The following is a 20450-nucleotide window of genomic DNA, read 5'->3' as shown; positions in this document are numbered from 1 at the left end:
CGGGGGCGGCCTGGTGAGCGACGAGGGTCGGGACGCGGTCGGCCGGGACCTCGGACAGCAGCGGGTCGGTGGCGTTGGCCGCGTCCTCGTCCGGGAAGTAGATCCGGGTGACGACGCGGTCGAGCAGGGCCAGGGCGTCGTCCAGCAGGTCGGTATTGGACGGTGTCGCGGGGCCGGCGTAGTCCTCGAGTCCGACCCGGACGTGCCCACCGCGGCGGATTGCCAGCTCGGCCAGTCCGGACTCGATGACGTCGCCGCCGAGCACCGCCACGGACCAGGGCAGACCGGAGGGGCCCAGCAGTTCCAGGTAGGCCGTCAACGCGGCCTCGGTGGGCGGCAGCCCGAACTCCAGCCTGCCGCCGAAGTACAGCTTCACGATCGCGCCAGGCGGCACCCGGCCGTGCCGGTGCAGGGTCAGCGCGGTGCGCAGGAAGCCCGGCTCGAAGATCGAGATGCTGGGGGCGGCGCCGAGCTGACCGCTGCGGGCGAACATGTACTCGACGTCGGCGAAGCTGTTCTGGTACGGCTCCGCCGCGGCGTTCTCCGGGACCACCCCGTCGCTGGTCAGGCCCACGTTCACCGACCCGGGATCGACGAGGCTGAGCCCGCCCATGCGTCGGCGGGCCAGCTCTTCGACGTGGGCCCACCGGCGCTGCACCGGGATCCCGCGGGCCCCGGCCGCCATGGTCGGGTACAGCAGCGCGTCCGGGTAGCGCTCCAGCACCGGGCCCCAGGCCTGCAGGTACGGCTCGACCGCGTGCACGCCGTCGGTGGTGAACATCGGGTCGTCGTTGTGGTTGTGCACGATCGCGGCTCCGCGCTCGATGCAGTCCAGCATCTCGGCGCTGATCTCGGCGGGGGAGCGCGGCACGTGCGGGTTGGCCCGGCGCGGGGTGGCCCCGTTCACCGCCACCTCGATGATCACCGGCTCGGTACGGCCGGCCGGGCGGACCATCTCAGCGGCCCTCGAACGCCGCGCGGCCGTGACCGTCGCGCAGGAAGCTGCGTATCGCACCGCGCAGGTCCTCGGTCGCGAACAATGCGGCGGCGATGTCCGGCACCACCGCGTCGGCCTGCGGGACGCCGCCCTCGACGTAGGCCCGGACGACGGCCTTGGTCGCGGCGTGCGCGCGGGTCGGGCCGGCGGCGAGCCGGCCGGTGAACGCGAGGGCGGCGTCGGAGAAGCCCTCGGCGGGCAGCACCTCGTTGACCACGCCCCATTCGTGCAGCGTCGCCGCGTCGTAGCGGTCGGCGGTCATCACGAGCTCCCGGGCGCGGCCGCTGCCGGCCCGTTCGGCGAGCCGCTGGGTGCCGCCGAACGCCGGGGTCAGGCCGACGGTGGCCTCGATCAGGCCGAACTGTGCGTTCTCCGTCGCCAGGATCAGGTCGCAGGCCAACGCGAGCTCGAAGCCCCAGGTCAGGCAGAGTCCGTGCGCGGCGTAGACGGTGGGACAGGGCAGCCGCTCGATGCGCTGTGCCGTGTTCACCAGGAGCCGGAACAGCTCGGCGGCGGCCGCCGGGTCGGCGAGCCGGTCGAACACGCCGACGTCGACCCCGCCGGTCACCAAGCGGCCCTGCGAGCGGAACAGCACCGCGCGCGGCTCGATCCGTTCCAGCTCGCCGACCGTGGCGATCAGCGCCTCCTGCAGCTCGTCGTCGAACAGGTTCAGCGGCGGGTGGTCGATGGTGACGACCGCGAGCCCGAGGTGGTGGTCATGGGTGCTGTCCACGCTGACCGGAGCTGCCATGGGCCCAGCATGGCCGCGGATCCGGGGCTCGTCGAGAACGGCCGCCGAGGAAGCGACGGCGAGGCCCGCGGAAGATCACCCCCCGAACGGGCGACCTTGTTCGGGAAGGGGGCGGGGCTCACAGCGTTTGCACAGCTGTCGGCGAGCGGATCGACACGAACAAGTGCGATAAATGGTCCGTACGCCGCAACGGTCGTGGAGGAGGGTGGTCCGAATGGCAGGCGGAGCGCTGGCGATAGGAGCGCCGGCGACAGCGCTGCAGGCGGACCTCGCCTCCCTGGCCGCCCGGCTGCGGGTGCGCTACCCGTTGCTCACCCAGCTCGCCCGCTACGCCGTGGTCGGTGGCCTCGGCACCGTGGTCAACGCGGTCATCTACCTGGTCCTGCGGGACTTCCTCGACGCCGTGCCGGCCAACCTGGTCGCGCTGGTGCTGAGCACCGCGGTGAGCACCGAGGTCAACCGCCGCTTCACCTTCCAGGGCGCCGAGGCGCACCGCTGGCGTGCCTACGTGCAGGACGGCGGGACCGTGCTGTTCTACGCGTTCTACAGCTCCCTGGTGCTGGTGCTGCTCGACCAGGTGATTCCGGCCGCGACCGAGTGGGAGGAGGCCCTCGCCGTGGCGCTGGCCAGCGTGCTCGGCGGGCTGCTGCGGTTCCTCGTGCTCCGCTACTGGGTCTTCGACACCCGCCCGGAAGCGGCGTCGGCCAGCTAGCGTCGGCTGCGTGTTCGGAGACTTCGAGCGGTTCGACATCGACGTCCGATCCGCCGCGGGAGAGGCACGCATCCACGGCGTCCGTGGTGGCAGCGGTCCGCCGGTGCTGCTTCTGCACGGCTTCCCGCAGACCCACGCCATGTGGCACCGCATCGCCCCCGAGCTCGCGCGTGACCACACCGTCGTGGCCACCGACCTGCGCGGCTACGCAGACTCCTCGCGGCCGGCCTCCGGCGACGACCACGCGGGCTACAGCTTCCGGGCGATGGCCGCCGACCAGGTCGCGGTGATGGCCGAGCTCGGGTGCGACCGGTTCGCCGTCGTCGGGCACGACCGCGGCGCCCGCGTCACGCACCGGCTGGCTCTGGACCACCCGGACGCCGTCGACCGGCTCGCGGTACTCGACATCCTGCCGACGGCCCACGTGTACTCCCATGTGGACCGCAGGCTAGCCACCGCGTACTACCACTGGTTCTTCTTCATCCAGCCCTTCGACCTGCCCGAGCGGCTGATCGCCGGCGACCCGATCCGCTACCTGCACAGCCTGCTCGGCGGCTGGGGCAGCGGCCTGGCCGCGCACGCCCCCGAGGCTCTGGCGGAGTACGAGCGCTGTTTCGGCGACCCGGACACCCGGCACGCGATGCTCGAGGACTACCGGGCGGGCGCCTCGATCGACCTCGAGCACGACGCGGCCGACGAGCGGGTGGGCGCGCCGCTGCTGGTGTTGTGGGGTGGAGCGAGCGTGGTCGGCACCGGCTCCGCCGACCCGCTCGCGGTGTGGCGCGAGCGGGCCGCGCGGCCCGGCCTGGTCCGCGGCGGCGCGATCGACGGCGCGGGGCACTTCCTCGTCGAGGAGCGCCACGACCTGACCCTGGCCGCGCTCCGCGGGTTCCTCGCGGAAGGCTGAGCCCACCTCAGAGGTTCGGGATCTTGAACGGGGCCATGGCGCCGGCATCGATGACCTGGGTCGTGCCGGTCACGTAGCGGGACTCGTCGGAGGCCAGCCACAGCACCGCATTGCTGATGTCGATCGGGTCCACCCACGGGATCGGGATGGCGTTCATCGCCTTCATCCCGACCTCGGCGTCCGCCCGGGTGGCGCCCTGCAGCCCGCCGAGGAACAGCGAGTAGATCGCCGGGTTGTTGACCATGTCGGTGTCCACCGTGGTCGGATGGATCGAGTTGACGCGGATCCGGTGCGGCGCCAGCTCGACGGCGAGGGTGCGCATCAGCCCGACCACGCCGTGCTTGGCCGCGGTGTAGTGGCCGAGGTTGGGGAAGGCGATCAGGCCCGCGATCGAGCTGGTCAGGATGATCGAGCCGCCGTGCCCCTGTTCGAGCAGTTGCGGCACCGTCGCCTTCACCGTCTTCCAGACGCCCGTCAGGTTGACGTCGAGCATCTGCTGCCACTGGTCCTCGGACAGTTCCCAGGTCGGCGCGAAGCTGGCGATGCCGGCGTTCGCGCAGACGATGTCGAGGTGACCGAACTCGGCGATCCCGTCGGCCACCACGGCCTGCAGCGCAGCGAGGTCGCGGACGTCGGCCTGCCGGGCGACGATCCGCCGGTCGAGCTCCTCGACCCGTTTCACCGTCTCCGCGAGGTCGGCCGGCGTCGCCATGTCGTACGGGACGCTCGCCAGCTGGTCGCACAGGTCGAGCGCGACGATGTCGGCGCCCTCCTCGGCCAGCCGCACGGCGTGCGCCCGGCCCTGCCCACGTGCCGCCCCGGTGACCAGAGCGACCTTGCCCTCGACCCGTCCCATGCGTCCTCCGTCCACGCTGGAGAGTGCTGTCCGCCACACTCTGAGCGGCCGCTCGGCGCAGGGTCAACGAGGCACCCGGCCGACCGTTGTAGCTCTCCACACGTCCGACCGGCGGTATCGGCGCCGAGACCCGTCCGTTCGGACGGGGCCGTCACGCACGTGGGTCGTTACCGTCGTCACATGCCCAAGTACGTGATCGAACGCGAGATCCCGGGTGCGGGAAACCTGTCCGACGACGAGCTCGGTGCCATCAGCCGCAAGAGCAACGAGGTGCTCTCCGGCATGCCCGATGTGCAGTGGGTGCAGAGCTACGTGACCGACGACAAGATCTTCTGCGTGTACCTCGCCCCGGACGCCGACGCCATCCGCAAGCACGCCGACCAGGGCGGGTTCCCGGCCAACGCCGTCCGTGAGGTCTCGCGGACGATCGACCCGACCACCGGCGGCCGGTAGCCGGGGTCAGGTCTCGCGGGCGGGGCCGGTGTCGCGCACCCGTCCGCCCCACAGGTCGCGCAGCGCGGCCCGCCGTTCCGCGCGGTCGAGCCCACGCAAGTCGGCCGAACCCCGCTCGGTGACGACGACGTCCACGTCGTGGGAGGGCGTGGTCACCGGGCGGGACAGCCGGGTCACCAGCGTGGGCCGGTCCCGGTGCGCGCTCGCCACCGCGATCACGCTGAGCCCGTCGCGGCACCGCGCCCCGGCCCCGGCGAAGTCCGGATGGCCGCCGATCATGCCGGCCGCCGAGCGGCCGACGCCCTCGACGTTGACCTGACCGTCCACGTCGATCTCCAGGGCGGCGTTGAGCGCGATCAGCGGGGGCGCCTGGGCCGCGGAGAGCCGCCCGATGTCGTGGGTGACCTCGACCGGGTGCAGCAGCGGGCGGCCGTGCGCCCAGTCGTAGAGCCGCCGCGTCCCGACGAGGTAGGCGGCCACCGGGTCGTCGAGCAACAGCCCGCGTTCGTCGAGGTCGACGACGGCCTCCGGCAGCAGCCCCGAGTCGACCCGCACCCGCACCCGCAGCGCGTCCACCATCGCCGCGGCGAGACGGCCGGGCCCGACCTGCACCCGCGCCCCCTCCGGGACCAGCGCCGCGGCGTTGCGGGCGATCGCCACGTCGTCCGGGGTCGGCGGCGGGGTGGACACCTCGCGCGGGCGGCCGAGCTCGGAGTCGACGTCGCCGAGGACGGTGATCGCGTCGGCAGGCAGCGCCGGCCCGGCGTCGGCATGCGGCGCGGACCGCGACACCACCGCAGCCACCGGCACCCCGGCCTCGACGAGCCCGCGCATCCACGCCACCTCGGTACCCAGGTGCAGTCCGTCGGCCCCGCGGACCAGAGTGGCGACGAGCAGGTCCGGGCGCAGCGGCCCGGCCAGCAGCGACGGGACGGCCGACAACCGGCAGGGCACCGCGCGCACAGCGCCGGCGTCGATGGCCGGGCGCAGGCCCGGCCCGCCCATCAGGGCGCGGGCGTCGGCGAACGCGGCCGGGTCCAGCTCGGGTTCGGCGGCCGGCATCCAGCCGAGGACCAGCCTCAGATCGCCGTGCCGGGCCGCCGCGCGGCGCAACGCCGGGAACAGCGCGCGGGGCGATCCGCAGCCGTCGGCCACCGCGACGCGCATGCCGGGGCGGACGAGGTCGTCGAGCTCACGCGTACCCACGCCGGCGATTCGATCACAGCTGCTCACCGCGCGGGCGGGGCGGCGTGGATCTAGGTTTCCTCCATGGGAGCGACGCAGTCCACGACCGAGACGTTCGAGCGCGAGCCCGTCGAGGTCACCGAGCGGATCACCGCCGACGGCTCGTCGCGCTGGCCGGTGGAGCCCGGCCGCTACCGGCTGATCGCCGCCCGGGCGTGCCCGTGGGCCAACCGCGCCGTGATCGTCCGGCGGCTGCTCGGTCTGGAGCCGGTGATCTCCATGGGCATCGCCGGCCCGCTGCACGACGAGCGCAGCTGGCGCTTCCACCTCGACCCGGACAACCGGGACCCGGTGCTCGGTATCGAGTACCTGGGCGAGGCCTACCGCAAGGCCGACCCGGACTACGCCGCGGGGATCACCGTGCCGGCCATGGTGGAGATCGCCTCCGGCCGGGTCGTCACCAACGACTATGCGCAGCTGACCCTCGACTTCTCCAGCCAGTGGCGGGCCTTCCACCGTGCCGGCGCACCCGACCTGTACCCCGACGCGCACCGTGGCGAGATCGACGAGATCAACGAGCAGGTCTTCCACGACGTCAACAACGGCGTGTACAAGGCGGGCTTCGCGAAGGGGCAGGCCGCGTACGAGAAGGCCTACCAGGCGCTGTTCGAGCGGCTCGACGCGCTGAGCGAGCGGCTCGCGAGCCGGCGGTACCTGGTCGGCGACACGATCACCGAGGCCGACATCCGGCTGTGGGTGACCCTGGTCCGCTTCGACGCCGCCTATCACGGCCACTTCGCGTGCAACCGGCACAAGCTCACCGAGATGCCGGTGCTGTGGGCCTACGCCCGGGACCTGTTCCAGACCCCCGGCTTCGGCGACACGATCGACTTCGCCCAGATCAAGCAGCATTACTACGGCGTGCACACCGAGATCAACCCGACCGGGATCGTGCCGGTCGGGCCGGAGGTCACGAACTGGCTGACCCCGCACGGGCGCGAGCAGCTGGGCGGACACCCGTTCGGCGACGGGACCCCGCCCGGGCCGCCACCGGTGGGTGAGGCCGTCCCGCCGCTGGGGGCCTGAGCGGCCCCTGCGACCGGGCACCGCCGGTCGGGCCCCGTTCGGCGCGCCGCCGCGGCCCGTCGCCTTCCGGGTCGCTCGAACCGGGACAATGGCACCAATGCCGATCCGACAGCAGCGCCACCGGCCCCGGTCCATCGTGCCCCTGCTCGCCGGCCTCGTCGTCGGCGCGCTCGGCGGCGGCGTCGGAGTGGCCACCGGTGCCGCCCCGACCATCGCCCCGTCGGCCGCCGTCGGCACACCCGCCGCGCCGGCGGCGTCGGGTCCCGCCCCTCGGCCCGCATCCCAGCCCGCGCCCGACACTGCCGCGGCTCCCGGGAACCGGCTCCCGGCCTGCGCAGCCATGGTCACGTCGCTGCCGGTCCGCGACCGGCTGGCCCAGCGGCTGATGATCGGTGTCGACGCGTCCGACCCCGGCTCCGCAGCCGAGACCGTGCGCAGCAGCCAGGTCGGCGGGGTCTTCCTCGGCGGGAAGGCCACCGCACTGCTGCAGAACTCCCGGCTGGCCGCGCTGCAGAAGGCCGCGCGGGTACCCGTCGCCGTGGCCGTCGACGACGAGGGCGGCCGGGTGCAGCGCGTCAAGGACCTCGACGGCTCCATCCCCAGCGCCCGCACGATGGCCGCGACGATGACCGTCGACCAGGTCCGCGCGCTCGGCGAGAAGCGGGGCCGCCAACTGCTCGCCCGCGGCGTCACGATGGACTTCGCCCCCGACGTCGACGTCAGCGACCAGCCGGCGGACGCCGTGATCGGCGACCGCTCGTTCAGCGACGACCCCGCCGTCGTCACCCGCTATGCGGGGGCGTTCGCCGAGGGCCTGCGGGCCGCCGGGGTGTCCGGCGTGCTCAAGCACTTCCCCGGCCACGGGCACGGCAACGGCGACTCGCACCGCGGCCGCGTCACCACTCCGCCGCTCGCCCAGCTGCGCGCCGACGACCTGCGCCCCTACGCCGACCTGCTCGGGCCCGGCGGCCCGCTGCACGGCGGCGGGTTCGGCGTGATGGTCGGGCACCTGGACGTCCCCGGGCTCACCACCGGGCTGCCCAGCTCGCTCACCCCGGCGGTCTACCAGCTGCTGCGCACCGAGTACGGCTTCGACGGCCTGGTGGTCACCGACGACCTCGGGGCGATGAAGGCCATCACCGGACAGTTCGCGCTGCCGCAGGCCGTGGTGAAGGCGCTGCAGGCCGGGGCGGACATGGCGCTGTCGTCCAATGTCGGCCCGGTCACCCCGGTGCTCGACGCGCTGCAGCAGGCCCTCGCCGACGGCACCGTCAACGCGGCGGACAACGACCGGGCCGTCGCCCGGATCCTCGCCGCGAAGGGTGTCTGCACCCCGTGACGGCGGTGCTCACATGTCCAGGCCGCCGTTGACCGAGATGACGCTGCCGGTGATGTAACCGGCGTCGTCGTCGACGAGGAACTGCACCGCGCGGGCGATCTCACCGGCCTTCCCGAGCCGCCCGACCGGCACCTTGGCGATGATCTTCTCCAGTACCTCCTCCGGTACCGCGGCCACCATCTCGGTCTCGATGTAGCCGGGCGCGACGCAGTTGACGGTGATGCCCTTGCGGGCGACCTCACGCGCCATGCTCTGCGTCATGCCGAACAGTCCCGACTTCGACGCGGCGTAGTTGACCTGGCCGATGTTGCCCATCTGCCCGATCACCGAACTGATGTTGACGATCCGGCCGAAGCCGCGCTCGAGCATGTGATCGAGCACGGCCTTGGCCATGTAGAACGAGCCGGACAGGTTGATCCGCAGCACCGCGTGCCAGTCGTCGACGGTCATCCTGCGCATGGTCTTGTCGACGGTGATCCCGGCGTTGTTGATCAGGTAGTCGACCCGGCCCCGATCGCTGAGCACCTCCCCGACCACGCGGTCGCAGTCCTCGGGTTTGCCCACGTTGCCCTGGTGCACCGAGATCGACGCGCCCTCCGCGCCGAGCTTGCCGGCTAGTTCCTCCGCGGCCTTCGCGTTGCTGCTGTAGCCCGCGGCGACATGCACCCCTGAACGTGCCAGCGACGTGGTGATCGCTGCCCCGATACCGCGTGCGCCGCCCGTCACGATCGCCACCCGCCGGCCGTTGGTCTCGTTCGTCATGCCGGGCTCCCGTCGTTGGTCCCCTTGTCGTGCTACCCGTCCTCGCCCTTCCGCACGGTCCCGCCGAGGGTCCGCGCCATCCCGCGCTGCACGGCGTCGACCAGGTAGGGCCGCAACCGCGAGGCGGGAACGATCGTGTCCACCGAACCAACCCGCCGGGCCCGTTCGATGCTGTGCCGGGTGTCGAACTCGTCGGCGACCTCGCCGAGCTTCTCCGACCGCACGCCGGACCGGACACCGGCCAGCTCGGCGCGCAACCGGGCCGCGTCGGCCTCTGCGCCCGTCTCCACGGCCTCGGTGATCCGCGCCTCCAGGCCGGCCACCCGCGGGTCGGCGGCGGTGCGCTTGTTGACCTCGCCGGCGAACACGACGGCTGCGGCGGGCGCGCCGCCGATCACCGATGCGTAGGAGCCCTCGACGGCCGCGATCTCCATGTTGTCGTTGAGGGTCCCGGAGAACACGACGAACGCGCCGCCGTGGTAGCGGGAGACCACGCAGAACACGATCGGCCCGTCGAAGTTGACCACGGCCCGGCCGATCTCGGCGCCGTGCTCCAGCTGCAGGCCGCGCAGCGACTCCGGGGAGCCGTCGAAGCCCGACAGGTTGGCCAGCACCACCAGCGGCCGGTTGCCGCTGGCCGCGTTGATCGCCCGGGCGGCCTTGCGCGAGGAGCGCGGGAACAGCGTCCCGGCGGTCCACTGCGACGGACCGTCCACCGGCGGGCGCCCACGCCGCGGCAGCGGCCGGGACTCGATCCCGAGCATCTCCACCGGCTGCCCGCCCAGGTGGGCGTCGAACACGACGACGGAGTCGGCGTCGTGCATGTCCACCCAGCGCTCCAGCGGCGGGTGGTCGGCGTCGGCCACCCCGCGCATCAGCGAGCGGATGTCGAACGGCTTCTTGCGTTCGGCGTTCGTCGCCTCCGAGAAGATCTCGCCCAGCCTGGTGAACTCGGTGCCCGGCCCCGAGTGCGGGGAGTCGGCGATGTCCCGGTCGACCGGGTCGCCGGTCGGCGCGACGCGCGGGAAGCGCTCCCCGGGCGCGGTGTAGGTGTGCTCGTAGTGCGCGAGCAGCACGTCGACCGCACCGGACAGGTCCGGCGCCCAGTACTGCGCCTGTCCGTTCGGGCCCATGATCCGGTCGTAGCCCCCGATGCCGAAGTTGTCCTCGGCCGAGACCCCGCCGGAGTAGTCCAGCGACTGCTTGCCGGTGAGCACCATCGCCGAGTCCGGCGTCATCACCAGGATGCCCTTGGTGTGCATGAGCATCGTGGCCTCGGCGTTCCAGTACGGCTGGGCGCCGACGTTGATGCCGGTGACCACGATGTTGATCTCGCCGCCGTCCTGGGTGAACTCGATGATCCCGCGCAGCACCCGGGAGATCCAGTCCATGTTCTCGGTGCCCGAGTCCATCGCGATCTTGGCACCGGCGGACACCGCGAACCACTCGATCGGCGCTTCGAGCCGGCGGGCCAGCTCGATCGCGGCGAGCACCCGGGCGCACTCCGGTTCGGCGAGCGCGCCCAGCGCCTTGGTCGGGTCACCCAGCAGCACCACCCGGGTCATGCCCTCCGGGTAGCGCTCGGTCGGCGTGGTGACCACGCCGAGCACCAGATTGGCGGTGTTGCCGCCCGGGGCCCGGTCCACCGGCACCGGGGCCCCGCTGTCGTCGAGGTCGTACTCGGTGAACGTGCCCGGCCGGCCGCCCCGGTCGGGGGAGCGGGTCAGCAGCGGCACCAGTTCGAAGGGGTACACGGCACCGCGGCGGCGGGCCCGGATCACCTTCTGCGCGTAGGCGTCCAGCTCGCGCAGCGGGCCGACCGGCGGGTCGGTGACGCGCATGGTCAGGCCGGCGCCCGGCGGGCGGGACATCCGCAGCATGAGCTCGCGCGGCTCCCCGGCGAGGTTCCCGCCCGCTTCGACCGACCGGAACTGCACCATCACCTGTTCCAGGCCCAGCCCCTCGGAGCGCGGAGCCAGCGCCCGGACCACCTCGTCGAGTTCGGCCAGCGGCACGTCCACGACCGGCCACACGTAGAGCAGCACCCGGTTCCAGGCCAGCTTGGCCGCCGACCGGTCGGCGGAACGGGCGGCGCGCAGGCTGTCCAGGCAGGCGTCGAGGACGTGCTCGAGCTGCGGCAGGCTGCGGATCCGGCCCTCGTCGTCGCGCACCGTCGTCAGGTCGCGGACGTCGGCCAGCGCGATCAGCCGCTGGTCCTCGGACACGTTCCGGCCCTGGGCGCGGAACAGGTGCACGTCGGTGGCCGACGGCAGCCGGGTCAGCTCGAAGTCCGCCAGCCGCCACAGGCCCAGCCGCTCGGCCACCATCGGGTGCAGCCCGCGCAGCGTGCGGTCCTCCACCGGCTCGCCGTCAGCGCCGCGGCGGAAGGTGAACCAGGTCGGGCCGTTGTTCTCGCCGTCGGCGCGGCGGACCGCGACGGCGACCCGGCCGACGGCGTCCGGGATGCTGCCGAGCTTGTCGCGGATCCGCCCGGCGCGGGCGTCCGGGTCGGCCCCGGACGAGTCGTCGGAGGTCACGTACAGGTCGATCAGCGCGGTGCGGTCGGCAGGTAGCGCGTCGACCATCTGGTGCAGGTCGGTCGCGACCGCCGACGGGCCTTCGGCACCGTCGGTCGCGGTGCTGTCGACGACGGTGGCGAGCACGCTGTAGGAGTGGCCGTCGTGGACGTAGCCCGCGGTGAGCAGCGGCCGGCCGTCGTGCTGGACCACGGCGAAGCGCTCCAGCGGCCGGATCCGGTAGTAGCGCCGGGTCATCACCTCGAGCATCGCCGCGTGGTGGCGCTCGCCGAAGGCGCTCAGGATCGGCTCGCCGGCGGCGACCAGGGCGTCGATCTGCGCCGCGCGGGCCTGCGGGTCGTCTGCCAAATGGTCGAGCTCGGCGCGCACGTCGCGCTGCACCTGCGCCCGCGCCTCGGCGATGAGCGGGGCGTCGAAGCAGCGGTAGCGCACCTGCCGGGCCAGGTCGCCGATCATCGGGTAGCGCAGCTGGGTGGCCGTGACCAGCTGGTCGAGGACCTTCCGGTAGCCCTCGCGGGCGTCCGCGGGCAGCGACTCCGGTTGGCGCAGCCGCCGCTGCAGCAGATCCGACACCACGGGGACGTGCGCACCGGCCCGGCGGTGGGCCAGGAACATCCGGTACAGCGCCGGGCCCAGGTCGGGCGAGGACTCCAGGTCGGTCACGCCGTAGTGCGCCAATGCACGGCGGAGCTTGATCAGGAACGACTCGGGCAGCCCTTCGGCCTCGGCGTCCCGGGAGCGCAGGTAGGCGTACAGGTACTCCTGCGGGTTGCGGGCCGCCTCGGCGTCCACCGCGGACTCGTCGGCGGCGAGGTCGCCCGCCCCGTTGGACACCCGGCGGTTGCGCGACAGCGCGCACAGGTCGGCGAAGATCTGCAGCACGGCGATCTCGCCGGCGAGCAGCCCAGGGTCGTCGTCGGGCAGCTCCGCGCGGGCGGCGGCCAGCCCGGCCAGCAGCGGCCGGGCCTCCCGCTCGTCGATGTCGAAGCCGAGCACCAGCGAGCGCAGCGCGGCCAGCGCGTCGGACGCGGCGGTGGCCGGCTCGGCAGCGGCCGCGGTGGTTCCGATCAGCGCGCTGAGGTCGGCCCGCTCGGTGCCGGCCGCGGCCTCCCCGCCGGCGCCGTTCTCCGGGTCGGGCTCCAGCCGGACCAGCTTGGTGCCGCTCTCCACCTGGGTGTTCGCCGGGACCAGCACCTCGGCGACCCGGCCGCTGACCGGGGCGCGCAGCGCGGTCTCGAGCTTCATCGATTCCACGATGGCGACGACGTCGCCCTCGTCGACCACGTCGCCGGCCTTGACCGGCACGGCCACGACCATGGCCGGCGCCGGGGCGCGGACCAGGCCGGCCTCGCCACCGGAGATCCGGTGCACCGCCCCGTCGACCTCGACGAGGTAGTCCGCGCCCTGCGCGACCGACAGCACCGAGAACGCCTGCCCGTCGACGGTGAGCCGGCGCTCGAACCGGCCGGCGCGCTCGACGTCGACGTCGACGGATTGACCGTCGAGTTCCACCCGGTACCGGGCGGGCCGGGACCGGGCGACCCGCAGCCGGTACGACTCGCCCGCGGCGCGGACGTCGACCTGGTGCCAGGTCTCGTGCCCGACCTCGGGCCGGCCGCGTTCGGCGGAGGTGAACAGCCGGTCGCGCTGCCGCTGCACGTGGGCGTCGTGCGCCTCCACCGCGGTCGCGAGCAGCGCGACGTCGAGCCGGCGCGGTGGGGCGTAGCCGTCGGCCATCATCGAGTCGAGCCAGGTGGTGTCGACGTCGCCGTTGCGCACCTCGGGGCGGTCGAGCAGGTCGAGCAGGAACGCCTTGTTCGTGGTGCCGCCGTCGATCACCGCGGCGGTCTGGCGCAGCGCGCGGTGCAACCGGGCCCGGGCCTCGGACCGGTCCCGGCCCCAGGCGATCACCTTCGCGATCATCGAGTCGTACTGCGGGGGGATCACGTCGCCCGCGGCGACGCCGGTGTCCACCCGGATACCGGGCCCGGTCGGCAGCGCGAGGTGCTCGATGAGGCCGGGAGCGGGGGCGAACCCGTGCTCCGGGTCCTCGGCGGTCAGCCGGGCCTCGATCGCGTGCCCGTGCGCCGACGGCGTGGCGGGGGCGATCTCGTCCAGCCGGCCACCCGCCGCGACGTGCAGTTGCAGCTTGACGATGTCGACGCCGGTGGTCGCCTCGGTGACCGGGTGCTCGACCTGCAGCCGGGTGTTGACCTCGAGGAACGACAGCAGCCGCTCCTTGGGCTCGTAGAGGAACTCCACGGTGCCCGCGTTGACGTAGCCGGCCGCCCGGACCAGGTCGGCCGCGCAGGTGCGCAGCAGATTCTCCTGCTCGGCGTCCAACGCGGTGGACGCCGACTCCTCGATGACCTTCTGGTTGCGCCGCTGCACGCTGCAGTCGCGGATGCCCAGCGTCCACACCGTGCCCGCGGCGTCGGCGACCACCTGCACCTCGACGTGCCGGCCGCCGCGGATCGCACGCTCGAGGAACACGGTGCCGTCCCCGGCCGTCCTGGCCGCCTCGGAGCAGGCCCGCTCGAAGGCCTCGCCGAGCTCGTCGGCGGAGTTCACCAGCCGGATGCCCCGGCCACCGCCGCCCGCGGTGGCCTTGACCATCAGCGGATAGCCGATGACCTCGGCATGCTTGCGGGCCTCGGTGAGATCGGCGACCGGCCCCCCGCTCCACGGGGCCAGCGGCACCCCGACCTCGTCGGCCAGTCGCTTGGACTCGATCTTGTCGCCGAGCCGGCGCATGACCTCGGGCGACGGGCCGACGAACGTGATGCCGAGCCGTGCGCACAGGTCGGCGAACTCGGCCTTCTCCGAGACGAACCCCCAGCCAGGCCACACCGCGTCGGCCCGCGCCGCCCGCAGCGCACGCTCCAGCTCGGCGTAATCCAGGTAGGGGTTGGCCCCGAATCCCGTCTCCTCGTCCGGGCCGATCAGCACCGCCTCGTCGGCCTCGCGGACGAACATCGCCCGGCGGTCGACCGCCGTGTGGACGGCGATGGTGCGCAGCGGGGGGCGGCCCTCCGCGTTCCACTCGCGCACAGCGTTGATCAGCCGCATCGCGGGTTCGCCCCGGTTGACGATGGCGAGGCGGTGGAAGGGAGGTCGGGTCCCTTGGCTCATACGGTGTTCATCCCTGCTGTCAGGCGGCTCGTCCGGCGAGGTCATTCACCGAAGGCGACACGCACATCGTCGGAGGTCGTCCCGGTCACCGGAGATGCTGCTACGGATTCGCCGTCAGCGGCACCCGATCCCGGCCACACGACTTCGTCGGCCACGATCGCCGGATCGACCCGCAGTACTGCATAGCCGCCCACCGCGCCGGCCCCGAAACCGGGTGCGAACACCCGCATCGGGTGGTCGATCACGCCGTCGCGGACGGCGTCGTACATCGCGATCGGGATGCTCGCCGCCGACACGTTGCCCATCGTCTCGATGTTGAAGTAAAGCTGATCGGCCGACAGCCCGGCCTTCGCGGCCAGGTTGAGGATCATCGTCTTGTTCGCCTGGTGCGGAACGATGAGCTCGATGCTCTCCAGCAGGGTGCGGGCGGGCTTGTCCGGGTCGCTCTGGGCGTCGAGCTCCCCGATCATCTGCCCGAGGTAGCGCTGCACCAGTGCCTTGACCTCCGGGCCGTAGACGGTGATGTCGTTGTCGAACTCCGGGTTCGGCCAGATGATCGAGTTGACCTCGCTCCACGGGCCGCTCGCGTAGGTCTGCACGACCTCGACATCGCCGGTCGCCCCGGGCCCGGCCGGTGCGACGACGAGTGCCGCGGCCCCGTCGCCGAAGATCATCCGAGAGGTGCGCACGCTGCCGATCTTGTCCGAGAACTTCTCCACGCAGACGAGCAGCACCGGCCGGTCCACCTCCTGCAGCAACCGGACGGCCTCGGCCAGCCCGTACGGCAGGCCCGCGCAGGCGGCGACGAGGTCGACCGACGCGTGCGTCTGCATCAGGCCGAGCTCGCCGGACAGCCACGTCGCCACCGAGGGGATCAGCCGGTTGGAGGTGCACGTGCTGACCAGCACCGCGCCGATCTCCTCGGGCCGGCGTCCGGCATGTGCCAGGGCGGCGCGGGCCGCGTCGAGGGCGAGCTGTTCGAGTTCCCTGGCGGTGTAGCGGCGCTGCCGGATCCCGGTCTTGGCGCTGATCTCGTCGGCGCTCATCGGTGACCAGGAGAAGCTGGTGTTGCGGATGACGTCGGTGTTGTCGCAGACGTGCTCGCCGCGGACGACGGCCAGCGCCTCCAGCCTGGGCTGGATCGCGAACGTCTCCCGGACCCGCACCGGCGGGTAGGGCCGGGCCGGCTCGCGGGCCTGCGGCGGCTGCGTCCCGGCGGGTGCCGCGGCGGTGCCGCCGTGGGCGAGGCGGGCGGCCTTGGCCCGGTCGATGAACGCGGCGACGTCGCGGTTGCGCGGGATGAACGTGATGACGAAGTCGTCGTCGCCGATCTCGGCGGGCGGGCGCAGCTCGATGCGCGAGCGGTCGAACGGGTACTGGTTGTGCAGCACCATCGCCCAGCGCATCAGGGCTTCCAGCTCGGGCACCTGCTCGTCGGCGTCGAGGATCTCGTCGATGCCGAAGACGGGGTAGTCCGGGTCGTGGTCGGGCAGCACGAAGGTCAGCGCCTCGGGCTGGGCCAGGAACTCCGCGACCGTCGGCTTGATCGGCGGCAGCTCCGTGGCGTGGTGCAGCTTGTGCCGGAACAGGTCGAACAGCAGCCCGAACACCTTGTCCTCGGTGCCCGCGTCGAACGTCGCCGGCAGCTCCCGGTAGGCGCGCTCGACCGCGGCGACCTTGCGCTCGCTGTCCTCCCACGGGGTGAGCACCGGGAGGAAGACGTCGTCGCGGCGGCGCGGCACGTCACGCCAGCGGGTAGGGCGCTTGTCGAACATCGTGATCGCGTAGCGGTTGACCCAGAACAGGTTCTGCCCGAGGTCGCGCAACAGCTCGAAGCGACCGGGGTAGGAGCCGGACTCGACCCGGGCCAGGATGTCGGTGCCGGTCGGCGCCTTCGCCTCGAAGTCGCGCCCGATCACCGCGGTGAACTGGTCGAGCGTGTCGAGAACTGCGAAGTCCAGCTCGCCGAGGAAGTTCGCCGGGAAGACCAGGCGCCCGTTCCGGTTGACCACGAAGGGCTTCATGATCGGCCTCCGAATCGATCGGTTCCCGACCGACCCAAGTCGATGTGACCTAGATCGCACAACCGGCCGTGCGGGGGACAGTGGCGGCGTGATCAGATCCCCCGTACGGGCGGTAGCGGAGGGCTACCGAGTGATTCACCGGCAAACCGAGTGGAGGCAGCGGATGAGCGGGACAGCGGATCAGGTCGTCGTGGTGGTCGCGACGATCACCCCGGCGCAGGGCCGGGAGGCCGACGTGGAGAAGGCGCTGCGGGAGGCGATCCCGCAGGTGCACGCCGAGCCGGGCTGCCTGCTGTACTCGCTGCACCGGTCGCCGTCCGGGGCGTTCGTGTTCGTGGAGAAGTGGAGCTCGGCGGAGGCGCTGAAGGTGCACAGCGGCGCGGCCGCGCTGGCCGCGCTCAGCCCGAAGCTGGAGGGTGCGCTGGCCGGTCCCATGGACGTTCAGGTGCTCACCCCGCTGCCCGAGGGCGACGCGCAGCGCGGCGTCGTTTAGGCGCTGCGCGCCCGTGCGCGGAAATGGTCGCCGGAGCGGCTGTTTCCGCGCACGAGCCCGTCAGGGCACGAACCCGGGGCCCTCGATCACCGGGTGCGCGGCGAGGAAGTCCTCGTCGACCTCGACGCCGAGCCCCGGCTTGTCGAGTGGACGCACGGTCCCGTCGGCCGGGTTCACCCGGAAGGCCTCCGAGGTGAGCTGTTCGCGGAACAGGTTGTCCGGGGAGACGTCGGCCTCGAAGTAGCCGCCGTTGTCGACCGCGGCGAGCAGGTGGATCGTGGCCGCCGTGTTCAGTCCGGTGGCCGACGTGTGCGGGTGCACCGGCAGCTTCCACGCCGAGGCGAGCGCCGCGATGCGCGCCACCTCGGTGATCCCGCCGGCCTTGGACAGGTCGGGCTGCAGCACCGAGATCGCGCCGTCCTCGATGACGCGGTGGAACTCGAAGCGCGTGTAGTGGTTCTCCCCGGCGGCCAGCGGTACGCCGAGGAACGACGCCGCGGTCGCGTAGCGCCGGTGATCGTGCGGCGGGAACGGCTCCTCCAGCCAGCCGACCCGGTGCTCGCGTAGCCCGGGTGCGACGGCGCGGACGTCGTCGAGCCCGTAGGCGGTGTTGGCGTCGGTGAGGATCGTCAGCTCGGGAAACGCCCGGCGCACCGCGGCGATCCGCTCCAGGTCGGGCACCGGGCCCTCGCCGATGCGCAGCTTCACCGCCCGATAGCCCTCGGCCCGCAGGCCGGCCACCATCTCGACCAGGGCGGCAGGCTCGGCGAAGCCCAATGACACCCCGCCCGCGTAGGCCGGCACCGGCCGCGACGCCCCGCCGAGCAACTGGTGCACGGGCCAGCCGATGGCCTTGCCGCGCAGGTCCCACAGCGCCATGTCGATGCCGGACAGCCCGATCGACGCGGCGGCGCCGAGCCCGTGGCTGGACAGCTGAACGGTGTAGATCCGCTGCCAGACCCCGACGGTGTCGGTCGCATCGGCGCCGACGACCAGCGGCGCCAGCGTCGAGTTGATCAGATGTGCGACGGTGCCGGGGGACCGGCCGTGATGCGCCTCGCCCCAGCCGACCAGCCCGTCCTCGGTGGTCACCTTGACGACCACGGCGTCGCGCTTGACCGCTTTCCCGATGCCCAGGCGGACACCGCCGCGCTCGGAGGTGGGGAACGAGGTCGGGAAGGCCTGAACGCCGACGATGCGCATGGCTACCGATCCTGCGGCACGCCGCAACCCGGCACGCCGGTGGTTCGTGTCCGAAATTGAGACGCACTGTGATCTGACTCACGCGCAAGTCTGATCCCCCACGGGGCCGACCCGGCTCCCGGCGACCTGCCGTCCCACCGCACGAGGAAAGTCAGGGAGGAAATTCGGAAATGAAGTTCAACCTGTTCATGCTGCCGACCATCCCGGCGAGCTTCGAGGAACGGGAGCGGCTGCGTCCGATCGGGCGCAACAAGGAGAAGTACCAGGAGATGCTCGACGAGATCCGCACGTTGGCCGTGATGGCCGACGAGGCCGGCTTCGACGTGCTGTCGACCACCGAGCACCATTTCCACTCCGAGGGCTTCGAATGCTCGGTGGCGCCGCTGCTGCTCTACGCGGACCTCGCCGCCCGCACCAAGAACATCAAGTTCGCCCCGCTGGCGCTCGTGCTGCCGTCCTGGGACCCGCTGCGGCTGGCCGAGGAGATGGCCGTGCTCGACCACCTCACCAAGGGCCGGCTGTACTCCGGCTTCGCCCGCGGCTACCAGGACCGCTGGACCAACGTGCTCGGTCAGCACTACCACGTGACCGGCGCCCCGATGGACGGCTCGGCGGTCGACAACCACAACCGGGCGGTCTTCGAGGAGGTCCACAAGATCGTCAAGATGGCCTGGACGCAGGAGACGATCGAGTACAACAGCGAGTACTACTCCGTCCCGCAGCCCTACAAGGAGGGCATCACCCGCTGGCCCGCGCACGAGTGGACCCGCAAGTACGGTGCCCCCGGCGAGGTCGACGAGAACGGTGTCGTGCGCCGGATCTGCGTGGTGCCCGCGCCGTACCAGGACCCGCACCCGCCGTCGTTCCAGCCGTTCTCGGTCAGCGAGAAGACCATCATCTACACCGCTGCCAACGAGATCACGCCGTGGATCCTCACCTCCTACCCGCCCGATTTCGTGCGGCTCTGCGAGACCTACCAGAAGGTCGCCGCGGAGAACGGCCGCCAACTCGGGCTGGGGCAGGGTGTCGGCGCATTCCGGTCGGTGCATTTCGGGAACACCGAGCAGGAGGCCGTCGACCTGATGACCCGCACCAACTACGAGGGCTTCCGGATCTACTTCTCCGGCTTCGGTTTCTGGGAGGCGTTCCGAACCCCGGAGGACGACGCGAAGTACCCGCGCGACCCGGACAACTACGTCGCGCTGCCGCCCGAGGAATGGACGGTCGACCGCTTCCGCAAGGTCAAGTACGGCCTCGCCGGGACGGTCGACCAGGTGCTGCGCGACATCGAGGACCTGGCGACGATCCACCAGTCCCAGGGCGGCGAGCTGGAGTGGTTCGGCTGGTTCTTCGACCAGGGCTTCATGGACTTCGACGAGTCCCGGCGCCAGATGGAGACCTTCGCCGAGAAGATCATCCCGCGGTTCACGTGACCAGGTGACGCGCGGGTGCGTTCCACAACGGGACGTGCCCGCGCGTCTGCGCACCCCTACTGTGCTCGACCATGGCCCGTGTCCCGTACGTCGATCCCGAGTCGGCCCCGCCCGCCACGGCGTCGGCGCTGCGCAAGATGCCGAAGCTGAACGTGTTCGGCCTGCTCGCCCAGGCCGAGTCGGCCTTCGTGCCCTGGCTGAGGTTCGGCGGGACGGTGCTCGCCGACCTCGCCATCGACCCGCTGCTGCGCGAGCTGGTGATCCTGCAGGTCGGGCGGCTGGCCGCCCGCTACGAGTGGGACCAGCACGTGCCGATCGCGGCCGCCGCCGGTGCCACGTCCGAACAGATCGCCGCGCTCGACCGGGGGGACATCGACGACGCGTGCTTCACCGCCGCGCAACGCGCCACCCTGGCGTTCGTCGCGGACATGGTGCGCGACGGCGAGGTCCCCGACGAGACCTTCGCCGCGCTCGCCGCGGAACTCGACGACCGGCGGATCGTCGAGGTGGCGCTCACCGCCGGGCACTACCTCGGGCTGGCCCGCATCATGACGGCCCTGCGCATCGACCCCGACGCCCC

General features: G+C 72.4%; 16 protein-coding genes. 8 read left to right on the top strand and 8 right to left on the bottom strand.

Annotated features, from left to right (window positions below; genetic code table 11):
• Positions 1 to 955 (bottom strand): 3-keto-5-aminohexanoate cleavage protein (locus HF526_RS31520; RefSeq protein WP_169385304.1); only part of this gene is annotated, 955 nt, incomplete at its 3' end.
• A gap of 1 nt (position 956) precedes the next feature.
• The gene (locus HF526_RS31515; protein WP_169385303.1) at positions 957 to 1748 is read right to left on the bottom strand and encodes an enoyl-CoA hydratase/isomerase family protein; all 792 of its coding nucleotides are present in this window, start codon (positions 1746 to 1748) and stop codon (positions 957 to 959) included.
• Between the two features lie 214 nt (positions 1749 to 1962).
• On the opposite strand from HF526_RS31515, the gene HF526_RS31510 reads away from it, so the two are divergent.
• Both HF526_RS31510 and HF526_RS31505 read left to right on the top strand, forming a co-directional pair.
• On the top strand, positions 1963 to 2460 hold the full coding sequence (locus HF526_RS31510) for a GtrA family protein (RefSeq protein WP_169385302.1): 498 nt from the start codon (positions 1963 to 1965) through the stop codon (positions 2458 to 2460).
• 10 nt (positions 2461 to 2470) lie between these two features.
• Entirely contained in the window at positions 2471 to 3367 is an 897-nt protein-coding gene (locus tag HF526_RS31505) for an alpha/beta fold hydrolase (protein ID WP_169385301.1), read from the top strand.
• A gap of 7 nt (positions 3368 to 3374) precedes the next feature.
• Here HF526_RS31505 and HF526_RS31500 read toward each other — a convergent pair whose 3' ends face one another.
• Positions 3375 to 4223 carry a mycofactocin-coupled SDR family oxidoreductase gene (locus HF526_RS31500; protein WP_169385300.1) on the bottom strand — a complete coding sequence of 283 codons (849 nt, stop codon included), beginning with the start codon at positions 4221 to 4223 and terminating at the stop codon, positions 3375 to 3377.
• Positions 4224 to 4403: 180 nt separating this feature from the next.
• Between HF526_RS31500 and HF526_RS31495 the strand changes: the two genes are divergently transcribed.
• The gene (locus tag HF526_RS31495) at positions 4404 to 4676 is read left to right on the top strand and encodes a DUF4242 domain-containing protein (RefSeq protein WP_169385299.1); all 273 of its coding nucleotides are present in this window, start codon (positions 4404 to 4406) and stop codon (positions 4674 to 4676) included.
• A 6-nt stretch (positions 4677 to 4682) separates the two neighbouring features.
• On the opposite strand, the gene HF526_RS31490 is transcribed toward HF526_RS31495, so the two are convergent.
• A complete protein-coding gene (locus tag HF526_RS31490; RefSeq protein ID WP_338051887.1) occupies positions 4683 to 5882 on the bottom strand; it encodes an acetyl-CoA hydrolase/transferase C-terminal domain-containing protein in 1200 nt (399 codons plus the stop codon).
• Between the two features lie 63 nt (positions 5883 to 5945).
• On the opposite strand from HF526_RS31490, the gene HF526_RS31485 reads away from it, so the two are divergent.
• Positions 5946 to 6947, top strand: coding sequence for a glutathione S-transferase family protein (locus HF526_RS31485; protein WP_169385298.1), 1002 nt, complete (start codon positions 5946 to 5948; stop codon positions 6945 to 6947).
• Positions 6948 to 7044: 97 nt separating this feature from the next.
• On the top strand, positions 7045 to 8286 hold the full coding sequence (locus HF526_RS31480; RefSeq protein WP_239029382.1) for a glycoside hydrolase family 3 N-terminal domain-containing protein: 1242 nt from the start codon (positions 7045 to 7047) through the stop codon (positions 8284 to 8286).
• Between the two features lie 9 nt (positions 8287 to 8295).
• Here the strand turns inward: HF526_RS31480 and HF526_RS31475 are convergent, their stop codons facing one another.
• Genes HF526_RS31475 through HF526_RS31465 form a run of 3 tightly spaced genes read right to left on the bottom strand, consistent with a single transcriptional unit; the run spans position 8296 to position 16741 of the window.
• Entirely contained in the window at positions 8296 to 9048 is a 753-nt protein-coding gene (locus HF526_RS31475) for a beta-ketoacyl-ACP reductase (RefSeq protein ID WP_169385297.1), read from the bottom strand.
• A 32-nt stretch (positions 9049 to 9080) separates the two neighbouring features.
• Positions 9081 to 14717, bottom strand: a complete 5637-nt coding sequence (locus HF526_RS31470; protein ID WP_169385296.1) for an ATP-binding protein — start codon at positions 14715 to 14717, stop codon at positions 9081 to 9083.
• Positions 14718 to 14758: 41 nt separating this feature from the next.
• Positions 14759 to 16741 carry a 3-oxoacyl-ACP synthase III family protein gene (locus tag HF526_RS31465; RefSeq protein ID WP_169385295.1) on the bottom strand — a complete coding sequence of 661 codons (1983 nt, stop codon included), beginning with the start codon at positions 16739 to 16741 and terminating at the stop codon, positions 14759 to 14761.
• Between the two features lie 163 nt (positions 16742 to 16904).
• On the opposite strand from HF526_RS31465, the gene HF526_RS31460 reads away from it, so the two are divergent.
• Positions 16905 to 17234 carry a putative quinol monooxygenase gene (locus HF526_RS31460; protein ID WP_169385294.1) on the top strand — a complete coding sequence of 110 codons (330 nt, stop codon included), beginning with the start codon at positions 16905 to 16907 and terminating at the stop codon, positions 17232 to 17234.
• Positions 17235 to 17294: 60 nt separating this feature from the next.
• Here HF526_RS31460 and HF526_RS31455 read toward each other — a convergent pair whose 3' ends face one another.
• Positions 17295 to 18437 carry a mandelate racemase/muconate lactonizing enzyme family protein gene (locus HF526_RS31455; RefSeq protein ID WP_169385293.1) on the bottom strand — a complete coding sequence of 381 codons (1143 nt, stop codon included), beginning with the start codon at positions 18435 to 18437 and terminating at the stop codon, positions 17295 to 17297.
• Positions 18438 to 18607: 170 nt separating this feature from the next.
• On the opposite strand from HF526_RS31455, the gene HF526_RS31450 reads away from it, so the two are divergent.
• Positions 18608 to 19870, top strand: a complete 1263-nt coding sequence (locus HF526_RS31450; protein WP_169385292.1) for an LLM class flavin-dependent oxidoreductase — start codon at positions 18608 to 18610, stop codon at positions 19868 to 19870.
• Positions 19871 to 19941: 71 nt separating this feature from the next.
• Positions 19942 to 20450, top strand: a 509-nt coding sequence (locus HF526_RS31445) for a carboxymuconolactone decarboxylase family protein (protein ID WP_169385291.1), incomplete at its 3' end; no start/stop codon positions are given.

The sequence above is a fragment of the Pseudonocardia acidicola genome (genome assembly GCF_012911935.1).
GTDB classification, from domain to species: domain Bacteria; phylum Actinomycetota; class Actinomycetes; order Mycobacteriales; family Pseudonocardiaceae; genus Pseudonocardia; species Pseudonocardia acidicola.
Note: the sequence above shows the minus strand (reverse complement) of the source record. Positions and strands in the feature narration are given on the sequence as shown.